We start from the raw sequence: 23,749 nt of genomic DNA, 5'->3' as shown, positions 1-23,749 counted from the left end.
TAATTCTAATTTACTTTTTAGTTGTTGTTAATCCGTTTAGTATTTCTTTTATTTTATTTGTGCTTTCCATTTCTTCAAAAATGGCGTTGTAATCTTCTTCTTTCAGCAAATCTCTAAACCGACTCAGGTTTGATATATAAGCTTCTAAAGTTTCCAGAACGTATTCTTTATTTTGTTTAAATATGGGTGTCCACATTGCGGGCGAACTTTTTGCCAAACGAACGGTGCTTTCAAATCCACTCCCCGCCATATCAAAAATATCCTGTTCGTCTTTTTCTTTATTCATTACCGTTTTTCCTAGCATAAACGAACTAATGTGCGATAAATGCGAAACATAGGCAATGTGTTTATCATGTGAAATGGGATCCATATATCGAATTCTCATTCCGATTGAAGTAAAAAGATTTAATGCTTTCTCTTGTAATTTAAAAGCAGTTTTTTCTACTTCGCAAATAATATTTGTTTTTCCTTGAAACAAACCTCTTATTGCTGCTGATGGTCCCGAAAACTCTGTTCCGGCAATTGGGTGCGTTGCAATAAAATTTCTTCTTTTCGGGTGATTGGCTACTGCTTCACAGATTGGCTTTTTAGTCGATCCTACTTCAAAAACAATCGTTTTATCTCCAACTGAATCCAAAACTTTAGGCAAAACTGTCAGCGCTACATCTACTGGAACCGAAACAATTACAAAATCTGCTTTTTGCAAATCTTCAAAACTTCCAGCTTCGTCAATAACTCCCAACTCAATTGCCTGTTGCAAATGCTGTTCGTTACTGTCGATTCCTAAAATAGTCGCATCAGGATAACGTCCTTTTATGTCTAGCACCATCGAACCGCCTATTAACCCTATTCCTATTACGTATACTTTCATATTTTTTTTTTATTTGGAACTTAGCAAATTACATTGAACTAAATTTCAAATTATAAGCTAATTTCATTTTTTCAAGATTAGAAAACCAAACCCGCTTACTGAATCAAATCCTTGAATTTCTGATCTTATTTTTAATCCCAATTGAATTTCTTTCTTAGGAATTCCATTTATAATTTCATTTGATCTTAAAGTAACTACATTAGTAGCCAAGTTATTTGTTTTTATCAAAGAATTTGGAATTGGTAAATTGTCAGTAAAATTATAGAGTTCAAGCAGTGCAAAATTGTTCTGAGGAACGTTTGGCCCATAATAAACATATGGATTAGCTTCAAAAATTATCGAATTTACATTTTTGTATTTTGTGATATCAAACGTGATACCCTTCAAATAAGAACCAATAGTTGACGTTGTCCCAGTATTACCTTCTGCAATTTTTATTCTAATTTCCTCACTTGTTATACCTCCATCCTCATTACAAACATATCTTGTTATCTGAACTTCAGTTGGATCTAATATCTTATTATTGTTTACATCAATCCCAGATTCTATTTTTATTCCTCCATTTCCACAAATTCCACCTTTAGCTTCATCTGTTATATTCACAAGACTTAAATTCCCATTAATTCCATTACATACATAAGTTGTGTATTTTACTTCATTGTCATTTAATATCCCATCTTTGTTTGCATCTAATCCATATTCAACTTTTAAGCCTCCATTTCCACAATTACCACCTGAATTCTCATTAGTCGTCCTTGTTAAATTTGTATTCCCGTCAACTCCATTACAAACATAAGCTGTAGAAGTTATTTCATTTTCTTCTAAAATCCCGTTTCTATTTAAATCTAAACCAGAATTTATTTTTATTCCGCCATTTTCACAACTTGCTCCTGAAGGTTCTTTTACAACTGTTGTAAGGCTATTTTTTCCATTTACTCCATTACAAACGTATTTTGTATTTTGAACTTCAGCACCATCTAATACTCCATTAAAGTTACTATCCAATCCTGTTTCAATTTTTATCCCTCCATTTTCACAATTTATTCCAGGGTTTTCAACAGACATATTTACTAAAGTATTTATTCCACTTGATCCTTTTTCTCCAATAGGACCTTCATCTCCTTCACATGCTATAAATAAAATTGATATAAGTAAATAAAACAATTGCAGTTTTTTCATTTTGTTGATTTTGTTTTTTGATTGTTATTATAATTCTTTTAAAATTTTTAATTGAGAAATAATCGTTTTATTTATAGTGAAAACTCTAAAACCTATCTATCGCTTCTTGTACTTTTTCTTCTTTTACACACAATGAGAATCTGATATAACCTTCGCCGTTGCTTCCAAAAATGGTTCCCGGTGTAATGAAAATATGTTTCTCATATAATATTTCGTCAATGAACTTCTCTGCCGATTCGATTCCTTCTGGAAGTTTTGCCCAAACAAAAAGTCCAACTCCTTCTTTATACACTTTGCAGTTTAGTTTTTCTGCTAGTTTCTCCGTCAATTCTCTACGGCGTCTGTAAATTTTGTTTTGATCTTCGAACCAAGATTTATCACATTTTAACGCTGCAATTGCTCCTTTCTGAATTCCGTAGAACATTCCGCTGTCCATGTTGCTTTTTACTTTTAGAACTGCATCGATAACTTCAGGATTTCCTAAAACCATTCCTACTCTCCAGCCTGCCATGTTGAATGTTTTACTTAAAGAGTTTAATTCTAAAGCCACCTCTTTCGCTCCTTCAACCTGCAATAAACTCATCGGATTATCATTCAAAACAAAACTATACGGATTGTCGTTGATTAATAATATGTTGTGTTTTTTAGCAAAAGCAACCAATTTTTCAAATAACGCTAAACTTCCTCTCGCTCCTGTTGGCATGTGCGGATATCCCAGCCACATAATTTTTACTTTCGAAAAATCCAGTTTTTCTAAAGCTTCAAAATCAGGTTCCCATCCATTTTCTTCTTTCAAATCATAATAAACTGGAACCGCTCCAACTAAATTGGTTACCGAAGTATAAGTTGGATAACCTGGATTCGGAATTAAAACGTGATCGCCTTCATTTAAAAATGCTAACGAGATGTGCATAATTCCTTCTTTCGAACCCATCAGAGGCAAAATCTCATTATTCGGATTCACTTCAACACCAAACTGATCACGATAAAAATCTGCCATCGCCTGTCTCATTTCCGGTAATCCCTGATAGCTTTGATAGCCATGCCCGTTTTCGTCTTGAATTGCTGCAGCAACTGCTTCAATTACTGCTTTTGACGGACTCAAATCAGGGCTTCCAATTCCCATATTGATGATCGATTTTCCTTCAGACATTAACTGACGAACTTCTCTTAGTTTTGATGAGAAGTAGTATTCTTCAACTGTGTCTAATCGTTTTGCTGTTGTAATCATTTCTATTTTTTATTAAAAAATGCTTTAGGCTTTAGGCCGTAAGCTATATGCTTTTTCTTTTTTGTCCTCCTGAGCGAAGTCGAAGGACTTTCCAATTGGAACGTGGGCTTCGACTTCGCTCAGCCTGACAATCTGAAATCTTAATTCGTTAATCTTCAATCTAAAATCAACTTTCCAACTTTAAGACTCACTTAAAGGTTTTGTATTTTTATATTCTCCCAACACTTTAAAATATTCTGCCATTATATTTAATAATGCTTTGGCTTTTGCAAAATCTTCGTATTTCTCGAATGTTACGTCTACGAAGAATGAATATTTCCAAGGTGTTTCAATTTTTGGAAGCGACTGGATTTTTGTCAAATTCAGTTTGCAATCGCTCATTACATTTAAAACCGCCGCTAAACTTCCTCTTTTATGATCCAATTCAAATTTGATTGACGCTCTGTTGATTTCGCTTTCCGGCAAAAATGAATTTTGCTTTTTGATGATTACGAAACGTGTCATATTGTTTTTAATTGTTTGAATTGAAGATGCAATAATATCCAACTCGTACATTTCAGAAGCTGTTACACTTGCAATTGCAGCAATTCCTGTCAATTGTTTTTCCTGAATTCTTCTTGCTGTTTCAGCTGTATCTTTATCCTCAATCAATTTGATGTTTGGATATTGTTTCAAGAAATCCATGCATTGCAAAAGTGCCATTGGATGTGAATGAACTTCTTTTATATCTTCAATTTTCTGACCTTTCAAAGCCATTAAATTCTGCTGAATATTTAAATAATGCTCTCCAATTATGTGTAAATTATTCTTATCAATCAAAGCATAATTCGGAATAATTGGCCCTGCAATAGAATTTTCGATCGCCATAACGGCCTGATCAGATTTTCCGGCAATAAGGCTGTCGATCAATTCTTCAAAAGATAAACATTCATCAATATCCACATTTTCAGAGAAATACTCCTTCACAACCTGATGATGAAATGAACCTTTAATACCTTGTATTGCAATTTTCGTTGTCATATATTCAAAAAAAAATCCTGATTTGCATCAGGATTGTATATTAGTTTTATTTGTCTTTTATATTTTTCAAATAACCATAGCACAATCCTCACTTCTACTAAAGAAGAAATAAAAGTTGTTGCTAAAATAAAAACGGTTAGTTGCCATTTTGTTTGTGTTATTTTGTAAATTCTCTGCGAATGTATAAATTATTTTTACTGCACCAAAAAAAAGATTGCATTTTATGAAACAAAAAAGGATTTCTTAACAAATTTAGCAGGTTTTGTATTATAATATAAAAATATGAGCTTAAAATGAGATATTTATAATGAGGTTTTAAAGGTACTGAGGTACTGAGATGCTAAGGCGCTAAGTTTTTTTCGCCACGAATTACACAAATTCCCACAAATTATTCTGGTAATTTAATTCAATAGACAATATTAATGCGCCATTTTTGTCATTTCGAGGCACGAGAAATCTTCGCAAGTAGCTCGACAAAGATTGGCGATTTTGATTGCGGAGTTACTTGCGAAGATTTCTCGTGCCTCGAAATGACAAGATTGTGGTTATCCAAACAACCCCGAAACCGGTTTATTCAAAATCCCGATTTTAGCATAATCGAAGTTCATTTTTTCTTTTAATAAAGAGGCATATACACTTCTAAAATCTATTTCATATTTTAAATCGCCGTTATCTAAGTCTGCAAGATTTGGATTTTTGCCCAAAATCGTTCCTTTATTATTTCCTCCGATGATAAACATTGGCGCTGCAGTTCCGTGATCGGTTCCGTTTCCGTTGTCTTTTACTCGTCTTCCGAATTCTGAGAAAACTACTATTGTGACATTCTGCAATAATTGAGATTGTTTTAAATCAGAATAAAAACTATATAAGGAATCATTTAAATCTGTCAATTTTCTTTCGTGAATTGAGAGCTGATTATCGTGTGTATCAAATCCGTTCAGAGACGTATAATACACTTTTGAGTTTAGATTTCCTTTTATCAATCGCGCAATCCATTCTAGGTTTTTGGATAATTCTGTTTTCGGATAACTGATTTCCGTTTTAGACTTCACTAAAGCTTTCTGGATTTCATCTGAACCCTCCGTAACCGAATTGGCAATTTTTCGAACAAAATCCAAATGCGGATTTTTAGATAAAGTCACATTTTCTTCTTTTGATTTTACTTTAAAACGATCTGGATCTTTTACGGTTATAAAATTCGGCTCTACTCCTTTTAAAGCCAAATTATCAATCGAATCTAAATTTATTCCAGCTGTTGCTTGATGACCGTTGCATTGCAAATCCAGAAATCTTCCGAGCCAGCCATCATTTATATATTTATTAGAATCGGTTGCCGTCTGCCAAATTTCCTGACTTCTAAAATGCGAACGAATAGGTTCTGGATAACCCACATTCTGAATTACGGTTAAATCTCCATTTTGTTGCATTTGGGCAAAATCTTTTAACGAAGGGTGAAATGCCATTCCTTTATTCTTTCCAACAACCAAATCTTTGTTTAAAGCAATCTTGGTTCGTAAATCGTAATACAAAGGATCATCGTACGGAATAAAAGTATTTAAACCGTCGTTTCCGCCATTCAGCTGTACAAAAACGACACATTGCTCTCCCACAATCAAATTGTTCTGAGAACCAAAAGCATGTAAAAAATCAGGAAGCACAAGTAATCCGCCTGTAAAAGTTCCGGTCAATGTTAGAAAATTTCTTCTGTTCATGATTACTGCTTTTTAGATTAATTGATATTCGGGAAGTTTTGTGATGTAGTTGAAAAGTCGGACCACAGCAAAATCGGCGTGTGGATCTTTGGGATCAAAATCGTATTTCAAAAGATTTTCCATGTCTTTCTGAGCCGAATCACTGACGGCAAATAATAACCGGTCTGATAATTCAGAAATAATCGTTTTGTTATTTCCGTCAGAATCAAAAGCTATTTTAACATCGATTTTCTCGTATTCTGATTTTTCTTTTTCAACTCCATTCATCATCGTTTTCAAAACCTTTCGATTCAGACTTTTTCCACTGCATAATAAATCGGCTGTATTATTTCTTTGGAGATAAATCTGCGAAGTGAGCCATGAATTTCCGCCATCCCAGCCTTTTACATTTACCTGATTGTACAAATCCATTCCCTGCTGTTTTACAAACGCCATAATTGCAGCATCATCAACATTCTCCATCTGCAACTCGTCGCAAAGCTGTAAAATATAAACTAGCGGATTTTTGATTTTATTTCCTGAATTCTCTTTTTTAAATTCTTCGTTAAAAATCTTAGTCAGCAAAGGTTCAATTTCGAAGTTTTTCTTTCGAAAGTAATCTCCATAATAAACCACCAAATCTTCGGGCGGATTATCATAAATAAACCATTTCAAAATTTTTCGGGTAATGAGATACGGAATGTTTTTTTGTTCGAAAATAATATCGACCAAATCATCTGCTTTCCAGTTTCCGGTTTTCCCGAAGTAAATTTTATCGCTGTTATCTTCAATATTTTTTCTATAAACGGCACCTTCATCTCCAACATTTAGACCAGCCAAAGCTTTTGCACCATTTTTAATGTCGTTTTCTGTATAATTTCCAATTCCAATTGTGAATAATTCGAGTAATTCACGGCTTAGGTTTTCGTTTACTTTTCCTTTTTTATTATCGCCATTATCGAGATACCGAACCATGGCATTTGATTTTAGAATCTGTTTGGTTAATTCTTTAAAATTGCCAAAGGCATTTTCGCGCAAAATCATATTGTGCTGATAAATCCAGTAATTGATTTTTACTTTTTGAGAAGTCGAAACAAAGTGATTGTGCCAGAAACAAACCATGTTTTCGCGCAATGGAAATTCATCATTGCGCATTTTAGCAATCCACCATCTTTTAAATTCGGCAGTGGCTTGATTTTCTTTTTTCTGAATTTCTTTTTTGGTTTCGGGACCTGAAGTTTTGATTATTTCCCGCACTTGTTTCAACTCTAAAGTGGTTTTAGGCTGATCTTGCAGAAAATCTGGAAGTGCTGTATCAAATTTTGAATTATAAGATTGCTTTAGAAATTTTTCTAAACCGAGTTTTTCAATTTTTGAAGTTTGTTTTCCTGAAAAACCTAATCGTAAGGACCAAAGACTGCTTTTTTTCATTATTCAGAAATTATTACAATAAGACTTGAGTTTCTTTTAAAGGTTTAATTTTAAAAGGTGCTAAGTCGCTAAGATTCTGAGGTGCTAAGTTTTGAAAAAGTCTTTGGTAATAATTAGAACGGAGAATTTTTGGGGATATTGTTTCTTTAATATTAATAATCATAATCAAACATAGCCCGTGGTTTCAACCACGGGTTATATTATTAAAAATTCATCTATGAATTCTTTGTTTTCATTAACATAAAGAAAATAGTTCCCATTCTTTTTTTCATCTTTAGAAAGTTCTAATTTGATTTCAATACAAGGAGTCGGAATAAAATCGTGATCAACTAAAAGTGAAATAGATTTTGGAATAATTTCATCATAATCAATATTTTCTTGTTCTTGGGAATTTATATTATGAAAATATTCCAAAGCAAGACTGTAAAACTCTTTTTTATAATGAAATATTCTTTCTAGCAAATCCATTTATTTCAAATTATAATTTAATTGATAGCTCTAAATGACCTCCTAATCCAAGTTCTACAATTTTCTGTAGTGTCGAAAATTTAACTTCTTTTATATTATTCTCAATCTTAGAAATATATGATCTTGTTGTTCCTGCCTTTACAGCAAGTTCTTCTTGAGTCATTCCTTTTTGAAGTCTCGCTTCTTGAAGCAACACCCCAATTTTAAAAATTTCATAACCGGCTTCTAGTTCGTCACGTTTTGGTGTTCCAGTTTTTCCATAATGTTGTTCTACAAAATCTTCTAAGCTAACCAAATTTTTATTTTTCGCTTTCATATTCTTTCTTAATTTTCAACGCTTTTTTAATTTCTTTCTTTGGTGTTTTCTGAGTTTTCTTTTGGAATCCATTAGCCAAAACAACTAATCTTCCTTCATCAAAAAAACAAAACACCCTAAATATATTACTTCCTACCTGGATTCGAATTTCAAAAAGTCCATCTGTATTTTCAATATGTTTTAAGTATGCTGATGGGATTTTTTCAACATATTCAATCACTCTTATTATCCAGATTATTTTTGCTTTAACTTTTTCCTCTTGATTATCAAAAAACTTTTTAAAATAATCTTTAAAGAAAAAAACAGACCTAATCTTCTCATTATTATTCATAAATTACAAATATATTAAAGTTGTACCGAAGTGCAACTTGTAAATTCAAAAAACATTTGAAACAGTTAAACCTCCTCTCTATTTGAAATATTTCGCAAAGCATCAGTGATAGTTACTGAATTACTTCCTTCATAACCTAATGCAATAGCTATTGCTTCTAACGCACTTGGATGTTTATCTGATGAACTAACTACTAATCCATTTTCTAAAATTTGATTCCTCTGTATTTGAATCGCTAATGATAAAATTTCAAAATCTGATAGTTTTGAATATTTATCTTTTAATTGTTTTGCAATTCTATTGTAATTTTCAATTTCTAATTTCATTGTTTGTACTATTTTTACTATTAAAAAAACAAATATAAAATAAAAAAAGCAGCTATCATTACAATAACTGCTTTTCATATTTTAAAAATCTAAAATCTCAGATCTACAATCTAAAATCAATTAAGACCCACACATCTCACAATCTTCAGGATCTGCTGCTTGTGCTTTTAAAAGCATTGCTTTATAATCCTCAACGCTGATTGCTTCCGTTTCTGCAACTAAAGATGGAGCTGTTTCTTCTTTTTTATCGTTGTTTAATGTGAATTTAATCGCATCTACAGCCGCTTTTGTTCTTAAGTAATACATTCCTGTTTTTAAACCTGACTGCCAAGCGTAGAAGTGCATTGACGTCAATTTAGAATAGTTTGCATCCTGCATGAACAAGTTCAAAGATTGAGACTGGTCAATAAAATATCCTCTTTGACGAGACATATCGATAATATCTTTCATCGACATTTCCCAAACTGTTTTATAAAGATCTTTTAAGTCTTGCGGAATTCTATCAATGTTTTGAACAGATCCATTATGACGCATAATTTCTTGTTTCAAATCTTCGTTCCACAAACCTAGTTTTACCAAGTCTTCTAGTAAGTGTTTGTTTACTACAATGAACTCTCCAGACAATACACGACGAGTGTAAATGTTTGATGTATAGGGTTCAAAAGCTTCGTTGTTTCCAAGAATCTGAGAAGTCGATGCAGTTGGCATTGGCGCAACCAATAGAGAGTTACGAACTCCGTGTTCAACCACTTCTTTTCTTAATGAAGCCCAGTCCCAACGGCCTGATAATTCTTCATCTTTCATTCCCCACATATTGTATTGGAATTCTCCTTTAGACATTGGCGAACCTTCGAAAGTTGAATATGGCCCTTCTTCTTTTGCCATTTCCATAGAAGCGGTTACAGCAGCGAAGTATAAAGTTTCGAAAATCTCTTGGTTTAATTTTTTAGCTTCATCGCTTGTAAACGGCATACGCAACATAATGAAAGCATCTGCTAAACCTTGAACACCTAAACCAACAGGACGGTGACGCATGTTAGAGTTTTCCGCTTCTTTTACTGGATAGTAGTTTCTGTCGATTACTTTGTTCAAGTTACGAGTTACACGTTTTGTAACATTGTAAAGTGCTTGGTGATCAAATTGTCCATTTTCGATGAACATTGGCAATGAGATAGAAGCCAAGTTACAAACTGCAATTTCATCTTTAGAAGTAAACTCCATAATCTCTGTACACAAGTTCGAAGAACGAATTGTTCCTAAATTCTTGTGGTTCGATTTACGGTTTGCCGCATCTTTGTACAACATATATGGTGTTCCCGTCTCGATCTGAGATTCTAGGATTTTCTCCCATAATTCACGAGCACGAATTGTTTTTCTTCCTTTTCCTCTAAATTCGTAATCGGTATATAATGCTTCGAATTCATCTCCGTAAACATCATATAATCCTGGACATTCGTTAGGACACATTAAAGTCCAAGTTGAATCTTCCTGAACACGTTTCATGAATAAATCTGAAGTCCACATCGCGAAGAATAAATCTCTCGCACGCATTTCTTCTTTTCCTGTATTTTTCTTCAAATCCAAGAAATCAAAAATATCAGCATGCCAAGTTTCGATGTAAATCGCAAAACTTCCTTTACGTTTTCCGCCACCTTGATCTACATAACGAGCGGTATCGTTGAAAACTCTCAACATCGGAACAATTCCGTTTGAAGTTCCGTTTGTACCACGAATGTAAGATCCTGTTGCACGAACGTTATGAATAGAAAGTCCAATTCCTCCTGCTGATTGCGAGATTTTTGCTGTTTGTTTTAATGTATCATAAATACCATCAATACTATCATCTTGCATTGCCAAAAGGAAACAAGAAGACATTTGAGGCTTTGGAGTTCCTGCATTAAACAACGTTGGCGTTGCATGCGTAAAGAACTTTTTCGACATTAAATCGTAAGTTTCAATAACCGATTTTAAATCGTCTAAGTGAATACCAACAGAAACACGCATTAGCATATGCTGCGGACGCTCCACGATTTTTCCGTTTATTTTAAGAAGATAAGAACGCTCTAAAGTTTTAAAACCGAAGTAGTCGTAATTAAAATCTCTTGTATAAATGATATGAGAATCTAAAAAAGCAGCATTTTCTTGAATCACTTTGTACACATCGTCAGCAATTAATGGAGCGTCTTGTCCATTTCTTGGATTCACATAGTTGTACATATCTTTCATCGTTTCAGAGAAAGATTTTTTAGTATTTGAATGTAGATTAGAAATAGCTATACGAGCTGCCAATTGAGCATAATCTGGATGCGCAATTGTCATAGAAGCCGCCGTTTCTGCTGCAAGATTATCCAACTCAGAAGTCGAAACCCCATCATACAATCCTTCGATAACTCTCATCGCTACCTTAACTGGATCTACAAGCTCATTTAAGCCGTAACACAATTTTTTGATTCTTTCTGTAATCTTATCAAACATTACGGGCTCTCTGTGGCCATCTCTTTTTACTACATACATAAGCTTACCTTTTTAGTTATTGAAAAAATGAAAGTACCTAGAGAACGAGCTCTAGTACTTAAACATTGCGTGTTTTTAAATTAATTTTGGAGAATTACCAAATTCTCAATAGTTACTCATTTCAAATTCGAAATTCGAATTTAAATGCGTCAAAAATTGCTATTGAATCTACGACTTGGGGAAAGAGATTCAACCTTTAAAATATTCCTGTAATCTTTTTTTTAGCGTCTCTAGAAGATAGACGCTAAAAGTATTTTTTGTTGTCTAAAAATCTGCATCGAATGAAATTTTTTGAGCATCACTGTCATTGTTCATAACACCTGACTTTTGATACTCTGCAACACGTTTTTCAAAGAAATTAGTTTTTCCTTGAAGAGAAATCATGTCCATGAAATCAAATGGATTCGCTGATCCGTAAACACGCTCGCATCCTAATTCAACCAAAAGTCTATCGGCAACAAACTCTAAATACTGTGTCATTAAACCAGCATTCATACCAATTAAACTTACCGGAAGAGATTCTGTAACAAACTGTCTTTCGATATCTAAGGCATCGACAATAATTTCTTTAATTCTTTCTTTTGGCACTTTGTTTACTAAGTGATGATTGTGCAGGTGAACTGCAAAATCACAATGTACGCCTTCGTCACGAGAAATCAACTCATTAGAGAAAGTTAAACCTGGCATTAAACCACGTTTTTTCAACCAATAAATGGAACAGAAGGCTCCTGAGAAAAAGATTCCTTCAACTGCGGCAAAAGCAATAAGTCTTTCTGCAAATGAATCTGACTCAATCCATTTTAAAGCCCATTCTGCTTTTTTACCAATTGCTGGGAATACTTCCAAAGCATTAAATAATTCTGCTTTTTCTGCTTCGTCTTTCACATAAGTGTCAATCAATAAAGAATACGTTTCACTATGAATATTTTCCATCATAATTTGGAAACCATAAAAAAACTTTGCTTCAGCATATTGAACTTCGTTTACAAAGTTCTCAGCCAAATTTTCGTTTACGATTCCGTCAGAAGCAGCAAAGAATGCTAAGATATGTTTAATAAAATATCTTTCGTCGTCATTCAATTTGTTATTCCAGTCTGTCAAATCTTGGTGTAAATCGATTTCTTCTGCAGTCCAAAAACTTGCTTCCATCTTTTTATACCACTCCCAAATATCATGATGTTTAATCGGAAAAATAACGAAACGATTTTTATTTTCTTGTAATATTGGTTCGATTTGTGACATGACAGATTCTGTTAATTTTTTTATTGAATTTTTACACATTCAGTGCACTACAAAGATTGTCAATTAACGGCAAAAATAAAAGCCAAACTTATTCACAATCGGACGTAGTTTTTAACAAAGCCTAAAATTTGAAAAACTTTTCAGACAATAATTAATTTACTGCAAATGAATGATTTAAAAGCTATTTTACACTTCAAAAGCCCCGTAAAATATAGACTTTTTCGAATAAAAAGCAAGAAATTTTAAATAGTTTTAAAAAGTTTTTTTTGAGTCAAAACTTTATTTTTTTGAGTCAAAAGATGTAGTCAAAAAGACTATAAATTCAACTGTAGATTTTTATGAATTTTTAAGTTCTTCGGCAACTTTTTCCAACTCCAAATACCAATCTTCGCCAAAGCGTCTTATCAGTGCTTCTTTAACAAATTTGTAAACTGGAACTTCTAATGCTGCACCTAATGAACAAGCATCATCGCAGATATCCCATTTATCATAATTTACAGCCGCAAATTCCGTGAAGTCTTTCACACGAATTGGATATAAATGACAAGAAACTGGTTTTTTCCAATCAACGAGTCCTTGATTATAAGCTTGCTCGATTCCGCAAAGAGCAGTTTTTCCGTCAAAAATAACGTAAGCACAATCTTTATTATCGATAAGCGGAGTTTCGAGATCTCCATCGGTTCCTTTTACCCAGGTACCTTGAGCCTCGATTGCTTCGATTCCTTCTTTTCTTAAAAAAGGTTTCACTTTTGGATAAATTTCTTCTAAGATTTTAGTTTCAGCCTCATTTAAAGGCGCGCCCGCATCTCCATCAACACAACAAGCTCCTTTACAAGCAGACAAGTTGCACACAAATTCTTTTTCCAGAATGTCCTCTGAAATAATAGTTTTACCTAACTGAAACATGATATTAAATACTGTAAATTTTAAAATGCAAAGATAGTCAAAGAAAACAGATATATTTTTATTCTTTTTTTTTCACGCAGATTTAGCAGATACAAGCAGAAAAAAAAGATTTATTTTTTAGGCAAATCTTAAAAAACGATGAAAATGATTTATGCTATATATTAAAATCTAGAAAAATTGAAAATCAGCTCAAATCCACTAAATCTGCGTGAAAATTTTTTATACTATCCAAAAAAAATCTTCAGAGTTGTCTTTGATTTAGCAATCTAAACCATACAATTGTTACAAATATCACTTTTTTAACCCGTAAAACATGTTTTTATAACAAAAATACATTGTATCGAAAAAACACCTAACTTTATTAACTACTTTTGCAGCAGTTTTTTAAACCCTAAAAATCAAAGCGATATGTTAGAAATCGATTTTAAAGAAATCATTACCGTTAGTATGGTGCTTTTTGCCGTAATTGATATTGTTGGTTCAATTCCGATTATTGTGAATTTAAGAGCTAAGGTTGGACACATCGAATCTGAAAAAGCTTCTATTGTTGCAGGAGCTATTATGATTGTTTTTCTCTTTGTTGGAGAAGGTTTACTAAACTTAATTGGTATCGACGTTCACTCGTTTGCCGTTGCCGGATCTTTCGTTTTATTCTTTTTGGCGCTAGAAATGATTTTAGGAATCAGAATCTACCGTGACGAAGAACCAGGATCTGCCTCTATCGTTCCTTTGGCTTTCCCGCTAATTGCTGGAGCAGGAACAATGACGACTTTGTTATCGCTTCGATCTCAATTTCACACCATTAATATCATCATCGCGATTGTTCTAAATATTATCTTGGTTTACATTGTCTTGAAGTCTTCTAAAAAAATCGAAAATCTATTGGGAGAAAACGGACTTGGAGTAGTTCGCAAGACATTTGGAGTAATACTTTTGGCGATTGCTGTTAAATTATTCGCTGCTAATGTTAAAGGTTTGTTTGTCTAAATTTTATTTTTATAAATTTACCCCGTAAAATTTCTAAAATACAACTTTAAGGCATTTTCCCCATTAAAGTTCTACTTTATTATTTTAGGCAAAAACAAAACAACCTTATGAAAATTTTCACTTCAATCTTAGTGCTTTTGGCACTAGCTTTAATTGTTTTTAATATTACGCTATTAGACTTTCAGAACCCTTTTCAAGGAGATAGTATGGTAGCTTTTATTGGAATCGCCGCTTCATTTTGCGCTGTTTTGATTCTTTTGATTTTTAGAATTTCAAAAAGAATTGAAGAAAAAATGAATGACAACAGATAATATGTTTGATGTTTTAATTATCGGAGGAGGAGTATCAGGAATGTCATGTGCTCTTGTCTTAGGGTCCGCAAAAAACAAAACTTTTGTTACTGATAAAAAAATCGGAATTTTTACCCACCAGAAAAATTCTTCTTTACAAGAAGCAATATTTTATAACGCTTACGGAATTACACCAGGGAAATTAGGTTCTGAACTTTTAACTGAAAGCACACAGGATCTAGCTACAGCTTACCCACACATTACTCAGATTCCAAATGAAAAAGTAATGAAAATTGAGGGCAGTTATCCTGAATTTACTGTTGTAACCAACAAGAATTCATACCAAACAAAAAATATCGTAGTCGGAATTGGTTCTGCCAATACTTTTGACATTGAAGGTTTAATGCAATACATTGAACCACATAAAAAAGCACTACCAGAAAAACAACGTATTCAGCTTAAAAATGAAGACCATAAAGTTGCTGACGGCATTTATGTAATCGGGACTTTGGCGGGCTGGAGAAGTCAATTGGCAATTGCTGCCGGAAGTGGCGCTGCAGTAGCAACAGATATTCTTACTTTATGGAATAATGGCGTGCAAACTCACGCTCACGATAGTATTCGATAAAATTACTATTTGAATTTAACTTTATTGTAAGTTGGCAATCCTGGCAAAGGCATTGATAAAGTATCTTTATGCATTGAAAAAGATATTATAGCTTTCTTTTTTTCAGCAAAAGAAAGAGTGTCTTTTATCTTTTCATATTTTCTCTCAATCTGATTTATTTTTAAAGCGACATATAATTTCTTTATAACCGAATCTATATTGTTCTTTTTTTGAAAATAATATTCATAATACTTTTCTTCGTTGTTAGAATGAAGCACTTTTAGCCTAAACGTTGGAGAACTTTCCATACATCCATCTTGTTTATACGAACTTATAATAGCTTTGTTTTTATCAATTTCAGGTAAACACTTCACCAAATCAGTTATTAATTTCGCATCAACCTTCGAATGAAAATAAAATTCAGTTTTATTTGGAGAGAATTCGCAGACATAAGTTTGATTCTCCCCATTTAAATTTATAATCGAATATAATTTTGGCTGAATATAAAATTTCCCTTTAAAAGACTCTGTAGGATATTTTAAATCCCAGTTATAACAGATAAGTTCAATACTTCTAATATCTTTCTGATTTGAAGAACATCCAAAACTAAAAAATATCAAACCTATCAGAAGTTTTTTCATACAATAAAACTAATCTCTTTTAATGAAATTCAATCTTTACTTCACTGAAACGATTTGGGTTACTTTAATATGGTTTTCGTCCTCACTTTTCCATTTTTCTCCTTTTACAGATACTACATCTCCAATTTTTAATTGTTTGTAGTTTTGAGGACCGCCAACGTTTACGATACTAATTGTTGCAAAATAGACTTCTTTAGCATCTGTAGTAATTTTTGCTGTGTAACCGTCTTTTCCTGCCTCAATAGAATCTACTTTTCCAGAAACTGCGATATTGGTATCGTTTTTCATTGTTTTACAAGAGATTACAAAAGTCATTAAAATCACTAATAAACTTATTCTTTTTAGATTTTTCATATAATTAAATTTTACCGCAAATTAAGCTCTTATTTATACTCAGATTGCCTAATTATGTTTTAAGTTAATATTATTTCTCCAGCTTCAAACTTTATGCCAGCTGAACGCAGCTTCCTGCGATAACTTTTAGATTTTTCCCTATTTTCTTCCAAACTCTTATGTATTTGAAAACGCCATTAATCGGAGTGTTATCATAAGTTCCATTTAAAGCGACTGTAACAGTCACTACAGCCGAATCACCAATTATGCTAACAATTTGATCAGAACCTTCCAAAGAATCAATTTTAATTTTTCCAGAATGGTATGTTTGTAAATCGTAATCTTTAGTGATGGTTTGTCCGTCGGGCATATTAAACAATAAATCATCATGAAGGATGGTTTCCAAAGCCAAAACATCCGATTTTTTAATAGCAGTTAGAAGTTCGATTTCTGCATTAACAACGGTTTCTATTTTCATGATATAAAGATTGAAGTTATTTCTTTGGAGTCAGAATTGTTTTTATCATGGCGTCTTCTTTTAAGATTACATCATAATAGTACAATTCTCCATAAAGCTGTCGGGCAAATTCAGCCGTAATATGACGGTTGACAAGTGCTTTTGTTTTATCCATTTTTAAATCCAGACCCGTCATCAAGATATAATTTTTGAATTTTTTGAAATAGAGGTCTGAGCTTTTCATTTTAGCTAAAAAATCAGCAAAACTATCCCCTGCAAAAGCATTTCTATTTTTATCCAATTCTTCAAAAACAAAATGGCCCACAATTCCCGTTTGCAGCAAATAAGCAACATTTTCATTCCCGTGCTCTGCTTCTAAGGGCACAAAAACATCAGGAACAATTCCGCCGCCGCCGTACACTATTTTTCCCTTTGGAGTTTTGAATTTTAAAGAATCTGCCACTTTTATGCTGTCTTTTGCATAAAATTCTCCAGTAGCAATTCTAGATTCTGATTCTTTAAAATATTCTTCGTTTCCTTTTTTATATGGTTTCTGAATTGATCTTCCTGTTGGTGTATAATAACGTGCTACGGTCAATCTCACGGCAGATCCGTCATTAAAATCCATTTCCCTTTGAACTAATCCTTTTCCGAAAGAACGGCGACCAACGATGGTTCCGCGATCATTATCTTGAATAGCACCTGCTAAAATTTCGCTTGCAGAAGCACTATTTTCATTAATTAAAACATACACTTTTCCTGTTTCAAAACTTCCTGCTTTTGTCGCGTATGTTTTTTCGGTAGAACCGTTTTTGCTTTTCGTGAAAACAATTAATTGTTTATCTTTTAAAAATTCATCGGCAATAGCAATTGCTTCTTCCATATAACCACCGCCATTATCACGAAGGTCAATTACAAGCGACTGAATTCCTTTTTGTTTTAATCTCGTTAAACCTGTTTTGAATTCGTTGAAAGTAGTTTCTGCAAAACGGTTAATTTTGATGTAACCAACATTATTTCCTAATAACAAAGAAGCATCTACACTTTTAATTGGAATGATGTCCCGCTTAACTTTAAACTTTAGTTTCTTTTGTTCAGATTTCCTAAAAACAGTCAGCTCAATTTCTGAACCTTGAAGCCCTTTTAATTTAGAAAACAAACTATCTGAAGGCAGTTTTCTACCGTATAATTTTGTTTTTCCAGCAAATAAAATACGATCTCCAGATTTTATTCCCGCTTTTGCCGAAGGTCCGTTTTCAACTGGTTTTATAATGGCCACCGAATCTTTATACATATAAAAATTGATTCCGATTCCGACAAAATCTCCTTTCATGCTTTCCGCAACCTCAGCTTGTTCGTTTGGCGGAATATAAACCGAATGGGGATCTAATTTAGAAAGAATATTATCGACCGTAAGATTTACAATCGAATCGGTATTGACACTATCAACATATTCTGTATTAATAAAATCAATAAGTTTATTCAATTTGGTTTTAGAGTAATTTTTAGCCAAAAGCTGGTCGCTTGCGGGAGCATTCATAACGCTTCCGGCAATTGTTCCAAGAGCAAAAGTGGCTCCTATGACTATTGGTAAATATTTTGAGTTAAATTTCATTACTCTTCTAAAACAGGAATATGTTCTACTTCTATGCCTGCTTTTATTAAAAATTGAATTCCAGAATCATCACGATATCCATCTTTATACACCACCCTTTTTATTCCAGATTGATGTATTAATTTGCTGCATTCTTTGCAAGGCGAAAGCGTAATATACAATGTTGCGCCTTCGCAAGACTGCGTTGATCTGGCTACTTTCAGGATCGCATTTGCTTCGGCGTGTAAAACATCCCAGCGTGTTAATCCGTCTTCGTCTTCACAACAATTTTCAAATCCAGACGGCGTTCCGTTGTAGCCATCAGAAATGATCATTCTGTCTTTTACGATAATGGCACCAACTTGTTTACGTTTACAGTAAGAAAGCAGGCTCCACTCTTTTGCAATTCGCAGATATGCTTTATCGTATTTATTCACTTTTTTTACTTCCATTTAATTTATCTGTTCCAAATTGGACTTTCAATAATCATCGGAATTACAACTCCAATAATGAAAGCCGACATTACAAGCGCCCAGTCGCGTTTTGAAAAACGAAAAACCGTCTGCACTATATATGAAATTACCAGAACAACAAAAACCACTACAAGCTGAGCAGCTTCTATCCCTAAGGCAAACTCTCCCAAAGGTAACAATTTTGAGGTTGCAGAACCGCCTAAAATTGTTTTGAAATAATTAGAAAAACCTAGTCCGTGAATAATTCCAAAGAATAAAGTTATGAAAAATACCAGATTTACGCCATCATTTTTTGAGGTCTTTCCAGCCGTAAACAAATGATAAAGAGCGGTTACGAGAATTGTAATCGGAATCAGGAATTCTACAACATCTACTTTTATGGCAATAATACCGTAAACAGAAAGCACTAGAGCCAAAGTATGACCAATTGTAAAAATAGAAACCAGAAGAAAAATCTTTTTCCAGTCTTTAAAAAGATACGGAACGGTTAAGGCGATTAAAAAAAGAACGTGATCGTAAGCATTGATATCTAAAACGTGTTTTAATCCTATTTGAAAATAAATCCAAAATTGTGACATAGGTATATTGTAATTAAATAATTAGGGGTTGTAAACTTACGATTAATTTTCAAAATTAAAGATTCAAGCATCCAATTCCTGCAATAAAAATAAGTTAAATTTTATGAGAAATTTAAAATCGTTAATGTAAAATAAAATTTATATTTGTGATATAAAAACTTAATAATTATGTCATTTTCAGAATTATTTGATAGCGAATTCAAGCAAAGAAACAAAGGACACTTTTCTGCTATCGTTCGTGTAGCATTAGCAGATGGAGTTGTATATCCAGAGGAAAAAGCCTTTTTGGACAAACTTGCTTCTCGTTTAGAAATTACAGAATCGGAATACGAAGAAATTCTTACCGATCCATTAAAATATCCTATCAATCCACCTTATTCATATGTTCAACGTTTAGAGCGTTTATATGATTTAACAAAAATGGTTCATGTTGATCATCATCTTGAAGATAAACAAGAAGTATTATTGAAAAAAATAAGTGTTGCACTAGGATTCACACCAAGCAACGTAGATTACATTATCGCAAAAGCATTGTCATTGGTTGACAAAAAAGTAGATGCAGATACTTTTATCTACGAAATGCAGCATATGCATAAATAGTATTCAGTGTTCAGTTTTTAGTCTTCAGTTTTGTACTGAAACTTGACTGCCAATGAAAATTAAAAAACAAAGACCCGACAAGTTTTAAAAAAACCTGTCGGGTTTGCTATTTATAGTCCATACTGAAAACTGCGACTGTGACTGATCACTAAAAACTAATACAATAATTCATAAAAATTCGACTTCAAACAAAAACCCGACAGGTTTTAAAAAACCTGTCGGGTTTGCTATTTATAGTCCAGACCGAAAACTGCGACTGTGACTGATCACTAAAAACTGAATACTGAATACTTTCACTCAGCCGCCATAAACTCCTCAGCTTTTTCTACCATATTATAGCTTCCGCAGAAGAAAGGCACTCTTTGGTGCAATTCGGTTGGCTGGATTTCCATAATTCTTCCGAAACCGTCTGTTGCTTTTCCTCCAGCTTGCTCTGCCAAAAACGCCATTGGATTACATTCGTAAAGCAAACGTAATTTCCCTTTTGGTGCTTTTGAACTTGTTGGATAAATATAAACTCCACCTTTAATCATATTTCGGTGAAAATCGGCTACTAAACTTCCAATGTATCTCGAAGTATACGGCCTGTCTTCTTCTTCACGCTGGCAGTATTTAATGTAATTTTTTACTCCCTGCGGAAAATGAACATAATTCCCCTCGTTTACCGAGTAAATATTTCCATTTTTTGGAAATTTCATGTTTGGGTGCGAAAGGTAAAATGTACCAATCGCAGGATTTAGTGTAAAACCATTCACCCCATGTCCAGTCGTATAAACAAGCATCGTTGAAGTTCCATAAATTACATAGCCTGCTGCAACTTGATTGATTCCCGGCTGTAAAAAATCCTCGCTAGTTACCGGGGTTCCTATTGGAGTAATTCTTCTGAAAACAGAAAAAATAGTTCCGACAGAAACATTAACATCAATGTTTGAAGATCCGTCAAGCGGATCCATTAAGATCACGTACTTATTATTATGACAGTTGTCGCTCCCCTGAACTGTAATAAAATCGTCGTTTTCTTCAGAAGCAATACCACAGACAATCTCACGGTTTATTAACGTCTGGATAAATACTTCGTTTGCATAGACATCTAATTTTTGCTGGTCTTCTCCTTGAACATTCTGCTCGCCTACGGCGCCAATAATGTCTACTAAACCTGCTTGATTAACCTTATGATTGACAACCTTTGCTGCCAAACGTATCGAGTTAATAATTCGGGAAAGTTCTCCCGACGAATACTGAAATGCTTTTTGGTGCTCAATAATAAACTCTCCCAGTGTTTTATTGCGTTCTTCCATTGCTAAATCGTTATAGTTTTATTTTTAAGTCACAAATATCGTCTATTTTGTGAGAATGATTTAAAAATTATTTTGTTAGTTTGTTACTATTGTATATTTGCTAATAATCTGCAAAAAGTGACCAATAAAACGAAGCTTTTTTAGATATTAAATAGTTAAAAATAGGAATATATGAATATTAGAAAAGGAAATCCTGAAGACATGAAATCGGTGTTAGAGCTTATTCAGGAGCTGGCTATATTCGAAAAAGAGCCTGATGCGGTTGTCATTACTGAAGAAGATTTAATCCGTGATGGTTTTGGTGAAAAGCCATTATTTCACGTTTTTGTAGCAGAGATCGAAAACGAAGAAAAACAGAAAGAAATTGTTGGAATTGCATTGTATTATTATCGCTATTCTACCTGGAAAGGAAAGACAATTCATCTTGAAGATTTAATTGTAAAAGAAAAAATGCGTGGCACAGGTTTGGGCTCTGCACTTTATGCTGAAATCATGAAGCAAGGAAAAAAAGATAATGTGAGAAGAGTGGAGTGGAATGTTTTGGCATGGAACACACCAGCTGTTAATTTTTACAAGAATTCTGGCGCCAGAATTCTAGAAGACTGGCAAGTGGTTCAAATGGATGAGGCAGGCATTAATTCGTTCTTAGAAAAATTATAAAAAAAATATTTAGCCACAGATTATAAGGATTAAAATGATTTTAAAGTCTTTGGCAATTAACCACGAATTCACGATTTTTATTCGTAAAGATTAGAAAAAAATAATTCGTGAATTCGTGGCAAAAAAACAAAATACATAGGTTTCGATTTGAATCTGAAATCTAAAATCTAAAAATCTATTAATTAAAAAATGAGAGTATTTAAATTTGGAGGAGCATCGGTAAAAGATGCAGATGGAATTAAAAACGTATACGACGTTTTACAAAAAGTAGGTTACGAAGACGTAATTCTTGTAGTTTCGGCTATGGGAAAAACAACAAATGCTCTTGAAGTAGTAATCAAGAATTACTTTGAAAAATCGACAGAATTGAATTCTTCTGTTCAGGAAATCAAAAAATACCACAATCAAATCTTATTAGATTTGTTTGAAGATGAAAATCATGCGGTTTTTGCTGCTGTAAATGCACAGTTTGCTGAACTAGAATATTTCTTAGCACATAATAAATCTCCAAATTACAACTTTGTTTATGATCAGGTTGTTAGTTTTGGTGAGTTGATTTCGACTAATATTTTAAGTCATTTTATGAATTTCATGGGAATTCAGACACAATGGCTTGACGTTCGCAATTTCATCAAAACCAATGCAAACTATAGAGATGCAGAGGTTGATTGGGAAACAACGCAACAAAACATCAGCAAAAATGTACCTAGAAAACAATTAAATATTACGCAAGGATTCTTAGGTGCCGACGAAAATAACTTCACTACAACTCTTGGACGTGAAGGTTCTGATTATACTGCGGGAATTTTTGCTTACTGCCTAAATGCCGAAAGTGTAACGATCTGGAAAGACGTTCCAGGAGTTATGAATGCCGATCCGCGTTATTTTGAAAATGCAAGTTTATTGAACCAGATTTCATATCGTGAAGCTATCGAATTAGCATTTTACGGAGCAACGGTTATTCACCCAAAAACATTACAGCCGTTACAGAAGAAAGAAATTCCATTATACGTAAAATCGTTTATCAATCCGCTATTAAAAGGAACTTGTGTTTCTAAAGGAGTTGATTTGGAACCACAATATCCATGTTTTATTGTAAAAAGAGAACAACTTTTAATTTCGCTTTCATCAATTGATTTCTCTTTCATTATGGAAGAAAACATCAGTGAGATTTTCGGTTTATTCCACGAATTCAAAATCAAAGTAAACTTGATTCAGAACTCTGCCATTAGTTTCTCTGTTTGTGTAGAAGATAAATTTGGAAATTTCCCAGAATTGAATTCGATTCTTTCTAAAAAATTCAAAGTAGAATATAGCGAAAATGTAACCTTATATACCATTCGTCACTTTACAGAAGAAGCTGCTCAAACGGTTGAAGCTAACAAAGAAGTTTTATTGAAACAAGTTAGCCGCGAAACGATGCAGATTGTGACTAAAGAATTAATCTAATATTGCTTTATAAAAGGTAATTATTTAATTCAAAAATTATTGAAAAGGCTCTTCTTAATTATAGACTGCACCCAAAAGTTTAGACAAATTAATAACTAAGTTTTATAATAATGAGCTCGATATTGTATGGGGCTCATTGCTTTTAGATTAAGTTTTATTCTGTCATTATTATAATAATTAATATACTCAATAATCTCTTGTTTTAATTGACCAATGGAACTGTATTTTTTAAGATAAAACAACTCTGATTTTAATG

General features: G+C 33.1%; 27 protein-coding genes. 6 read left to right on the top strand and 21 right to left on the bottom strand.

The annotated features are described in order from the left end of the window. Positions 1 to 10: 10 nt before the first annotated feature. The 13 genes from ACFO3N_RS23480 to ACFO3N_RS23420 all read right to left on the bottom strand — a co-directional run bounded on the left by ACFO3N_RS23480 (position 11) and on the right by ACFO3N_RS23420 (position 13,526). Complete coding sequence (locus ACFO3N_RS23480) at positions 11 to 871, bottom strand: prephenate dehydrogenase (protein WP_095928248.1); 861 nt, start codon at positions 869 to 871, stop codon at positions 11 to 13. Between the two features lie 63 nt (positions 872 to 934). Continuing rightward, on the bottom strand, positions 935 to 2,050 hold the full coding sequence (locus ACFO3N_RS23475; RefSeq protein ID WP_379801301.1) for a DUF7151 family protein: 1,116 nt from the start codon (positions 2,048 to 2,050) through the stop codon (positions 935 to 937). Positions 2,051 to 2,135: 85 nt separating this feature from the next. After that, positions 2,136 to 3,281 carry a pyridoxal phosphate-dependent aminotransferase gene (locus ACFO3N_RS23470; RefSeq protein ID WP_379801300.1) on the bottom strand — a complete coding sequence of 382 codons (1,146 nt, stop codon included), beginning with the start codon at positions 3,279 to 3,281 and terminating at the stop codon, positions 2,136 to 2,138. Between the two features lie 180 nt (positions 3,282 to 3,461). After that, positions 3,462 to 4,301, bottom strand: coding sequence for a prephenate dehydratase (locus tag ACFO3N_RS23465; protein ID WP_379801299.1), 840 nt, complete (start codon positions 4,299 to 4,301; stop codon positions 3,462 to 3,464). Positions 4,302 to 4,846: 545 nt separating this feature from the next. After that, entirely contained in the window at positions 4,847 to 6,013 is a 1,167-nt protein-coding gene (locus ACFO3N_RS23460; RefSeq protein ID WP_379801298.1) for a DUF1501 domain-containing protein, read from the bottom strand. Between the two features lie 12 nt (positions 6,014 to 6,025). Next, positions 6,026 to 7,423 carry a DUF1800 domain-containing protein gene (locus ACFO3N_RS23455; RefSeq protein ID WP_379801297.1) on the bottom strand — a complete coding sequence of 466 codons (1,398 nt, stop codon included), beginning with the start codon at positions 7,421 to 7,423 and terminating at the stop codon, positions 6,026 to 6,028. A gap of 195 nt (positions 7,424 to 7,618) precedes the next feature. Further along, positions 7,619 to 7,891, bottom strand: a complete 273-nt coding sequence (locus ACFO3N_RS23450) for a hypothetical protein (RefSeq protein ID WP_379801296.1) — start codon at positions 7,889 to 7,891, stop codon at positions 7,619 to 7,621. 10 nt (positions 7,892 to 7,901) lie between these two features. Continuing rightward, complete coding sequence (locus tag ACFO3N_RS23445; RefSeq protein WP_379801295.1) at positions 7,902 to 8,207, bottom strand: helix-turn-helix domain-containing protein; 306 nt, start codon at positions 8,205 to 8,207, stop codon at positions 7,902 to 7,904. Then, positions 8,191 to 8,538: a type II toxin-antitoxin system RelE/ParE family toxin gene (locus ACFO3N_RS23440; RefSeq protein ID WP_379801294.1), complete on the bottom strand. Its 348-nt coding sequence runs from the start codon at positions 8,536 to 8,538 to the stop codon at positions 8,191 to 8,193. Before ACFO3N_RS23440 ends, ACFO3N_RS23445 begins: the two co-directional genes overlap by 17 nt. Positions 8,539 to 8,603: 65 nt before the next feature. After that, positions 8,604 to 8,864, bottom strand: a complete 261-nt coding sequence (locus ACFO3N_RS23435; protein WP_379801293.1) for a histidine kinase — start codon at positions 8,862 to 8,864, stop codon at positions 8,604 to 8,606. Positions 8,865 to 8,984: 120 nt separating this feature from the next. Further along, positions 8,985 to 11,378 carry a ribonucleoside-diphosphate reductase subunit alpha gene (locus tag ACFO3N_RS23430; protein WP_379801292.1) on the bottom strand — a complete coding sequence of 798 codons (2,394 nt, stop codon included), beginning with the start codon at positions 11,376 to 11,378 and terminating at the stop codon, positions 8,985 to 8,987. A gap of 264 nt (positions 11,379 to 11,642) precedes the next feature. Then, on the bottom strand, positions 11,643 to 12,620 hold the full coding sequence (locus ACFO3N_RS23425; RefSeq protein ID WP_248728436.1) for a ribonucleotide-diphosphate reductase subunit beta: 978 nt from the start codon (positions 12,618 to 12,620) through the stop codon (positions 11,643 to 11,645). A 336-nt stretch (positions 12,621 to 12,956) separates the two neighbouring features. After that, complete coding sequence (locus ACFO3N_RS23420) at positions 12,957 to 13,526, bottom strand: DUF3109 family protein (protein WP_379801291.1); 570 nt, start codon at positions 13,524 to 13,526, stop codon at positions 12,957 to 12,959. Between the two features lie 408 nt (positions 13,527 to 13,934). On the opposite strand from ACFO3N_RS23420, the gene ACFO3N_RS23415 reads away from it, so the two are divergent. The 3 genes from ACFO3N_RS23415 (at position 13,935) to ACFO3N_RS23405 (ending at position 15,431) form a co-directional block, all read left to right on the top strand. Then, the gene (locus ACFO3N_RS23415; protein ID WP_008465051.1) at positions 13,935 to 14,513 is read left to right on the top strand and encodes a MarC family protein; all 579 of its coding nucleotides are present in this window, start codon (positions 13,935 to 13,937) and stop codon (positions 14,511 to 14,513) included. Between the two features lie 107 nt (positions 14,514 to 14,620). Next, positions 14,621 to 14,824 carry a hypothetical protein gene (locus ACFO3N_RS23410; RefSeq protein ID WP_095928256.1) on the top strand — a complete coding sequence of 68 codons (204 nt, stop codon included), beginning with the start codon at positions 14,621 to 14,623 and terminating at the stop codon, positions 14,822 to 14,824. A 1-nt stretch (position 14,825) separates the two neighbouring features. Continuing rightward, complete coding sequence (locus ACFO3N_RS23405; RefSeq protein WP_379801330.1) at positions 14,826 to 15,431, top strand: FAD-dependent oxidoreductase; 606 nt, start codon at positions 14,826 to 14,828, stop codon at positions 15,429 to 15,431. 5 nt (positions 15,432 to 15,436) lie between these two features. On the opposite strand, the gene ACFO3N_RS23400 is transcribed toward ACFO3N_RS23405, so the two are convergent. The 6 genes from ACFO3N_RS23400 to ACFO3N_RS23375 form a co-directional block, all read right to left on the bottom strand. Next, positions 15,437 to 16,051 (bottom strand): hypothetical protein, encoded by a 615-nt coding sequence (locus ACFO3N_RS23400; protein ID WP_379801289.1) that lies wholly within the window; start codon positions 16,049 to 16,051, stop codon positions 15,437 to 15,439. 36 nt (positions 16,052 to 16,087) lie between these two features. Next, complete coding sequence (locus ACFO3N_RS23395) at positions 16,088 to 16,405, bottom strand: hypothetical protein (RefSeq protein WP_379801287.1); 318 nt, start codon at positions 16,403 to 16,405, stop codon at positions 16,088 to 16,090. A gap of 91 nt (positions 16,406 to 16,496) precedes the next feature. Further along, positions 16,497 to 16,862, bottom strand: coding sequence for a nuclear transport factor 2 family protein (locus ACFO3N_RS23390; RefSeq protein ID WP_379801286.1), 366 nt, complete (start codon positions 16,860 to 16,862; stop codon positions 16,497 to 16,499). Between the two features lie 16 nt (positions 16,863 to 16,878). Then, positions 16,879 to 18,456, bottom strand: a complete 1,578-nt coding sequence (locus tag ACFO3N_RS23385) for a S41 family peptidase (protein ID WP_379801284.1) — start codon at positions 18,454 to 18,456, stop codon at positions 16,879 to 16,881. Beyond that, complete coding sequence (locus tag ACFO3N_RS23380) at positions 18,456 to 18,887, bottom strand: deoxycytidylate deaminase (RefSeq protein WP_379801283.1); 432 nt, start codon at positions 18,885 to 18,887, stop codon at positions 18,456 to 18,458. Before ACFO3N_RS23380 ends, ACFO3N_RS23385 begins: the two co-directional genes overlap by 1 nt. Before the next feature lie 5 nt (positions 18,888 to 18,892). Next, on the bottom strand, positions 18,893 to 19,486 hold the full coding sequence (locus tag ACFO3N_RS23375) for a HupE/UreJ family protein (protein WP_095928261.1): 594 nt from the start codon (positions 19,484 to 19,486) through the stop codon (positions 18,893 to 18,895). A gap of 168 nt (positions 19,487 to 19,654) precedes the next feature. Between ACFO3N_RS23375 and ACFO3N_RS23370 the strand changes: the two genes are divergently transcribed. After that, positions 19,655 to 20,086, top strand: coding sequence for a TerB family tellurite resistance protein (locus tag ACFO3N_RS23370; RefSeq protein WP_379801282.1), 432 nt, complete (start codon positions 19,655 to 19,657; stop codon positions 20,084 to 20,086). A 293-nt stretch (positions 20,087 to 20,379) separates the two neighbouring features. On the opposite strand, the gene fbp is transcribed toward ACFO3N_RS23370, so the two are convergent. Further along, positions 20,380 to 21,384 carry a class 1 fructose-bisphosphatase gene (gene fbp, locus ACFO3N_RS23365; protein WP_379801281.1) on the bottom strand — a complete coding sequence of 335 codons (1,005 nt, stop codon included), beginning with the start codon at positions 21,382 to 21,384 and terminating at the stop codon, positions 20,380 to 20,382. Between the two features lie 171 nt (positions 21,385 to 21,555). Here fbp and ACFO3N_RS23360 point away from each other — a divergent pair, with 171 nt between their 5' ends. Next, positions 21,556 to 22,044, top strand: coding sequence for a GNAT family N-acetyltransferase (locus tag ACFO3N_RS23360; RefSeq protein WP_379801280.1), 489 nt, complete (start codon positions 21,556 to 21,558; stop codon positions 22,042 to 22,044). A gap of 189 nt (positions 22,045 to 22,233) precedes the next feature. Beyond that, on the top strand, positions 22,234 to 23,493 hold the full coding sequence (locus tag ACFO3N_RS23355) for an aspartate kinase (protein WP_095928265.1): 1,260 nt from the start codon (positions 22,234 to 22,236) through the stop codon (positions 23,491 to 23,493). A gap of 95 nt (positions 23,494 to 23,588) precedes the next feature. Here the strand turns inward: ACFO3N_RS23355 and ACFO3N_RS23350 are convergent, their stop codons facing one another. Then, entirely contained in the window at positions 23,589 to 23,735 is a 147-nt protein-coding gene (locus tag ACFO3N_RS23350) for an IS3 family transposase (protein WP_379795188.1), read from the bottom strand. Between the last annotated feature and the right edge of the window lie 14 nt (positions 23,736 to 23,749).

The organism is Flavobacterium chungangensis (assembly GCF_042654045.1).
GTDB classification, from domain to species: domain Bacteria; phylum Bacteroidota; class Bacteroidia; order Flavobacteriales; family Flavobacteriaceae; genus Flavobacterium; species Flavobacterium chungangensis.
This window is presented reverse-complemented; position numbering and strand designations above follow the sequence as displayed.

Coding starts and splice junctions, on each gene's coding strand:
- ACFO3N_RS23390 (WP_379801286.1), bottom strand. CDS start 16,862: ATGAAAATAGAAACCGTTGTTAATGCAGAAATCGAACTTCTAACTGCT.
- ACFO3N_RS23425 (WP_248728436.1), bottom strand. CDS start 12,620: ATGTCACAAATCGAACCAATATTACAAGAAAATAAAAATCGTTTCGTT.
- ACFO3N_RS23360 (WP_379801280.1), top strand. CDS start 21,556: ATGAATATTAGAAAAGGAAATCCTGAAGACATGAAATCGGTGTTAGAG.
- fbp (WP_379801281.1), bottom strand. CDS start 21,384: ATGGAAGAACGCAATAAAACACTGGGAGAGTTTATTATTGAGCACCAA.
- ACFO3N_RS23395 (WP_379801287.1), bottom strand. CDS start 16,405: ATGAAAAATCTAAAAAGAATAAGTTTATTAGTGATTTTAATGACTTTT.
- ACFO3N_RS23380 (WP_379801283.1), bottom strand. CDS start 18,887: ATGGAAGTAAAAAAAGTGAATAAATACGATAAAGCATATCTGCGAATT.
- ACFO3N_RS23465 (WP_379801299.1), bottom strand. CDS start 4,301: ATGACAACGAAAATTGCAATACAAGGTATTAAAGGTTCATTTCATCAT.
- ACFO3N_RS23460 (WP_379801298.1), bottom strand. CDS start 6,013: ATGAACAGAAGAAATTTTCTAACATTGACCGGAACTTTTACAGGCGGA.
- ACFO3N_RS23480 (WP_095928248.1), bottom strand. CDS start 871: ATGAAAGTATACGTAATAGGAATAGGGTTAATAGGCGGTTCGATGGTG.
- ACFO3N_RS23355 (WP_095928265.1), top strand. CDS start 22,234: ATGAGAGTATTTAAATTTGGAGGAGCATCGGTAAAAGATGCAGATGGA.
- ACFO3N_RS23375 (WP_095928261.1), bottom strand. CDS start 19,486: ATGTCACAATTTTGGATTTATTTTCAAATAGGATTAAAACACGTTTTA.
- ACFO3N_RS23450 (WP_379801296.1), bottom strand. CDS start 7,891: ATGGATTTGCTAGAAAGAATATTTCATTATAAAAAAGAGTTTTACAGT.
- ACFO3N_RS23430 (WP_379801292.1), bottom strand. CDS start 11,378: ATGTATGTAGTAAAAAGAGATGGCCACAGAGAGCCCGTAATGTTTGAT.
- ACFO3N_RS23420 (WP_379801291.1), bottom strand. CDS start 13,526: ATGTTTCAGTTAGGTAAAACTATTATTTCAGAGGACATTCTGGAAAAA.
- ACFO3N_RS23410 (WP_095928256.1), top strand. CDS start 14,621: ATGAAAATTTTCACTTCAATCTTAGTGCTTTTGGCACTAGCTTTAATT.
- ACFO3N_RS23385 (WP_379801284.1), bottom strand. CDS start 18,456: ATGAAATTTAACTCAAAATATTTACCAATAGTCATAGGAGCCACTTTT.
- ACFO3N_RS23455 (WP_379801297.1), bottom strand. CDS start 7,423: ATGAAAAAAAGCAGTCTTTGGTCCTTACGATTAGGTTTTTCAGGAAAA.
- ACFO3N_RS23415 (WP_008465051.1), top strand. CDS start 13,935: ATGTTAGAAATCGATTTTAAAGAAATCATTACCGTTAGTATGGTGCTT.
- ACFO3N_RS23445 (WP_379801295.1), bottom strand. CDS start 8,207: ATGAAAGCGAAAAATAAAAATTTGGTTAGCTTAGAAGATTTTGTAGAA.
- ACFO3N_RS23400 (WP_379801289.1), bottom strand. CDS start 16,051: ATGAAAAAACTTCTGATAGGTTTGATATTTTTTAGTTTTGGATGTTCT.
- ACFO3N_RS23440 (WP_379801294.1), bottom strand. CDS start 8,538: ATGAATAATAATGAGAAGATTAGGTCTGTTTTTTTCTTTAAAGATTAT.
- ACFO3N_RS23370 (WP_379801282.1), top strand. CDS start 19,655: ATGTCATTTTCAGAATTATTTGATAGCGAATTCAAGCAAAGAAACAAA.
- ACFO3N_RS23475 (WP_379801301.1), bottom strand. CDS start 2,050: ATGAAAAAACTGCAATTGTTTTATTTACTTATATCAATTTTATTTATA.
- ACFO3N_RS23405 (WP_379801330.1), top strand. CDS start 14,826: ATGTTTGATGTTTTAATTATCGGAGGAGGAGTATCAGGAATGTCATGT.
- ACFO3N_RS23435 (WP_379801293.1), bottom strand. CDS start 8,864: ATGAAATTAGAAATTGAAAATTACAATAGAATTGCAAAACAATTAAAA.
- ACFO3N_RS23470 (WP_379801300.1), bottom strand. CDS start 3,281: ATGATTACAACAGCAAAACGATTAGACACAGTTGAAGAATACTACTTC.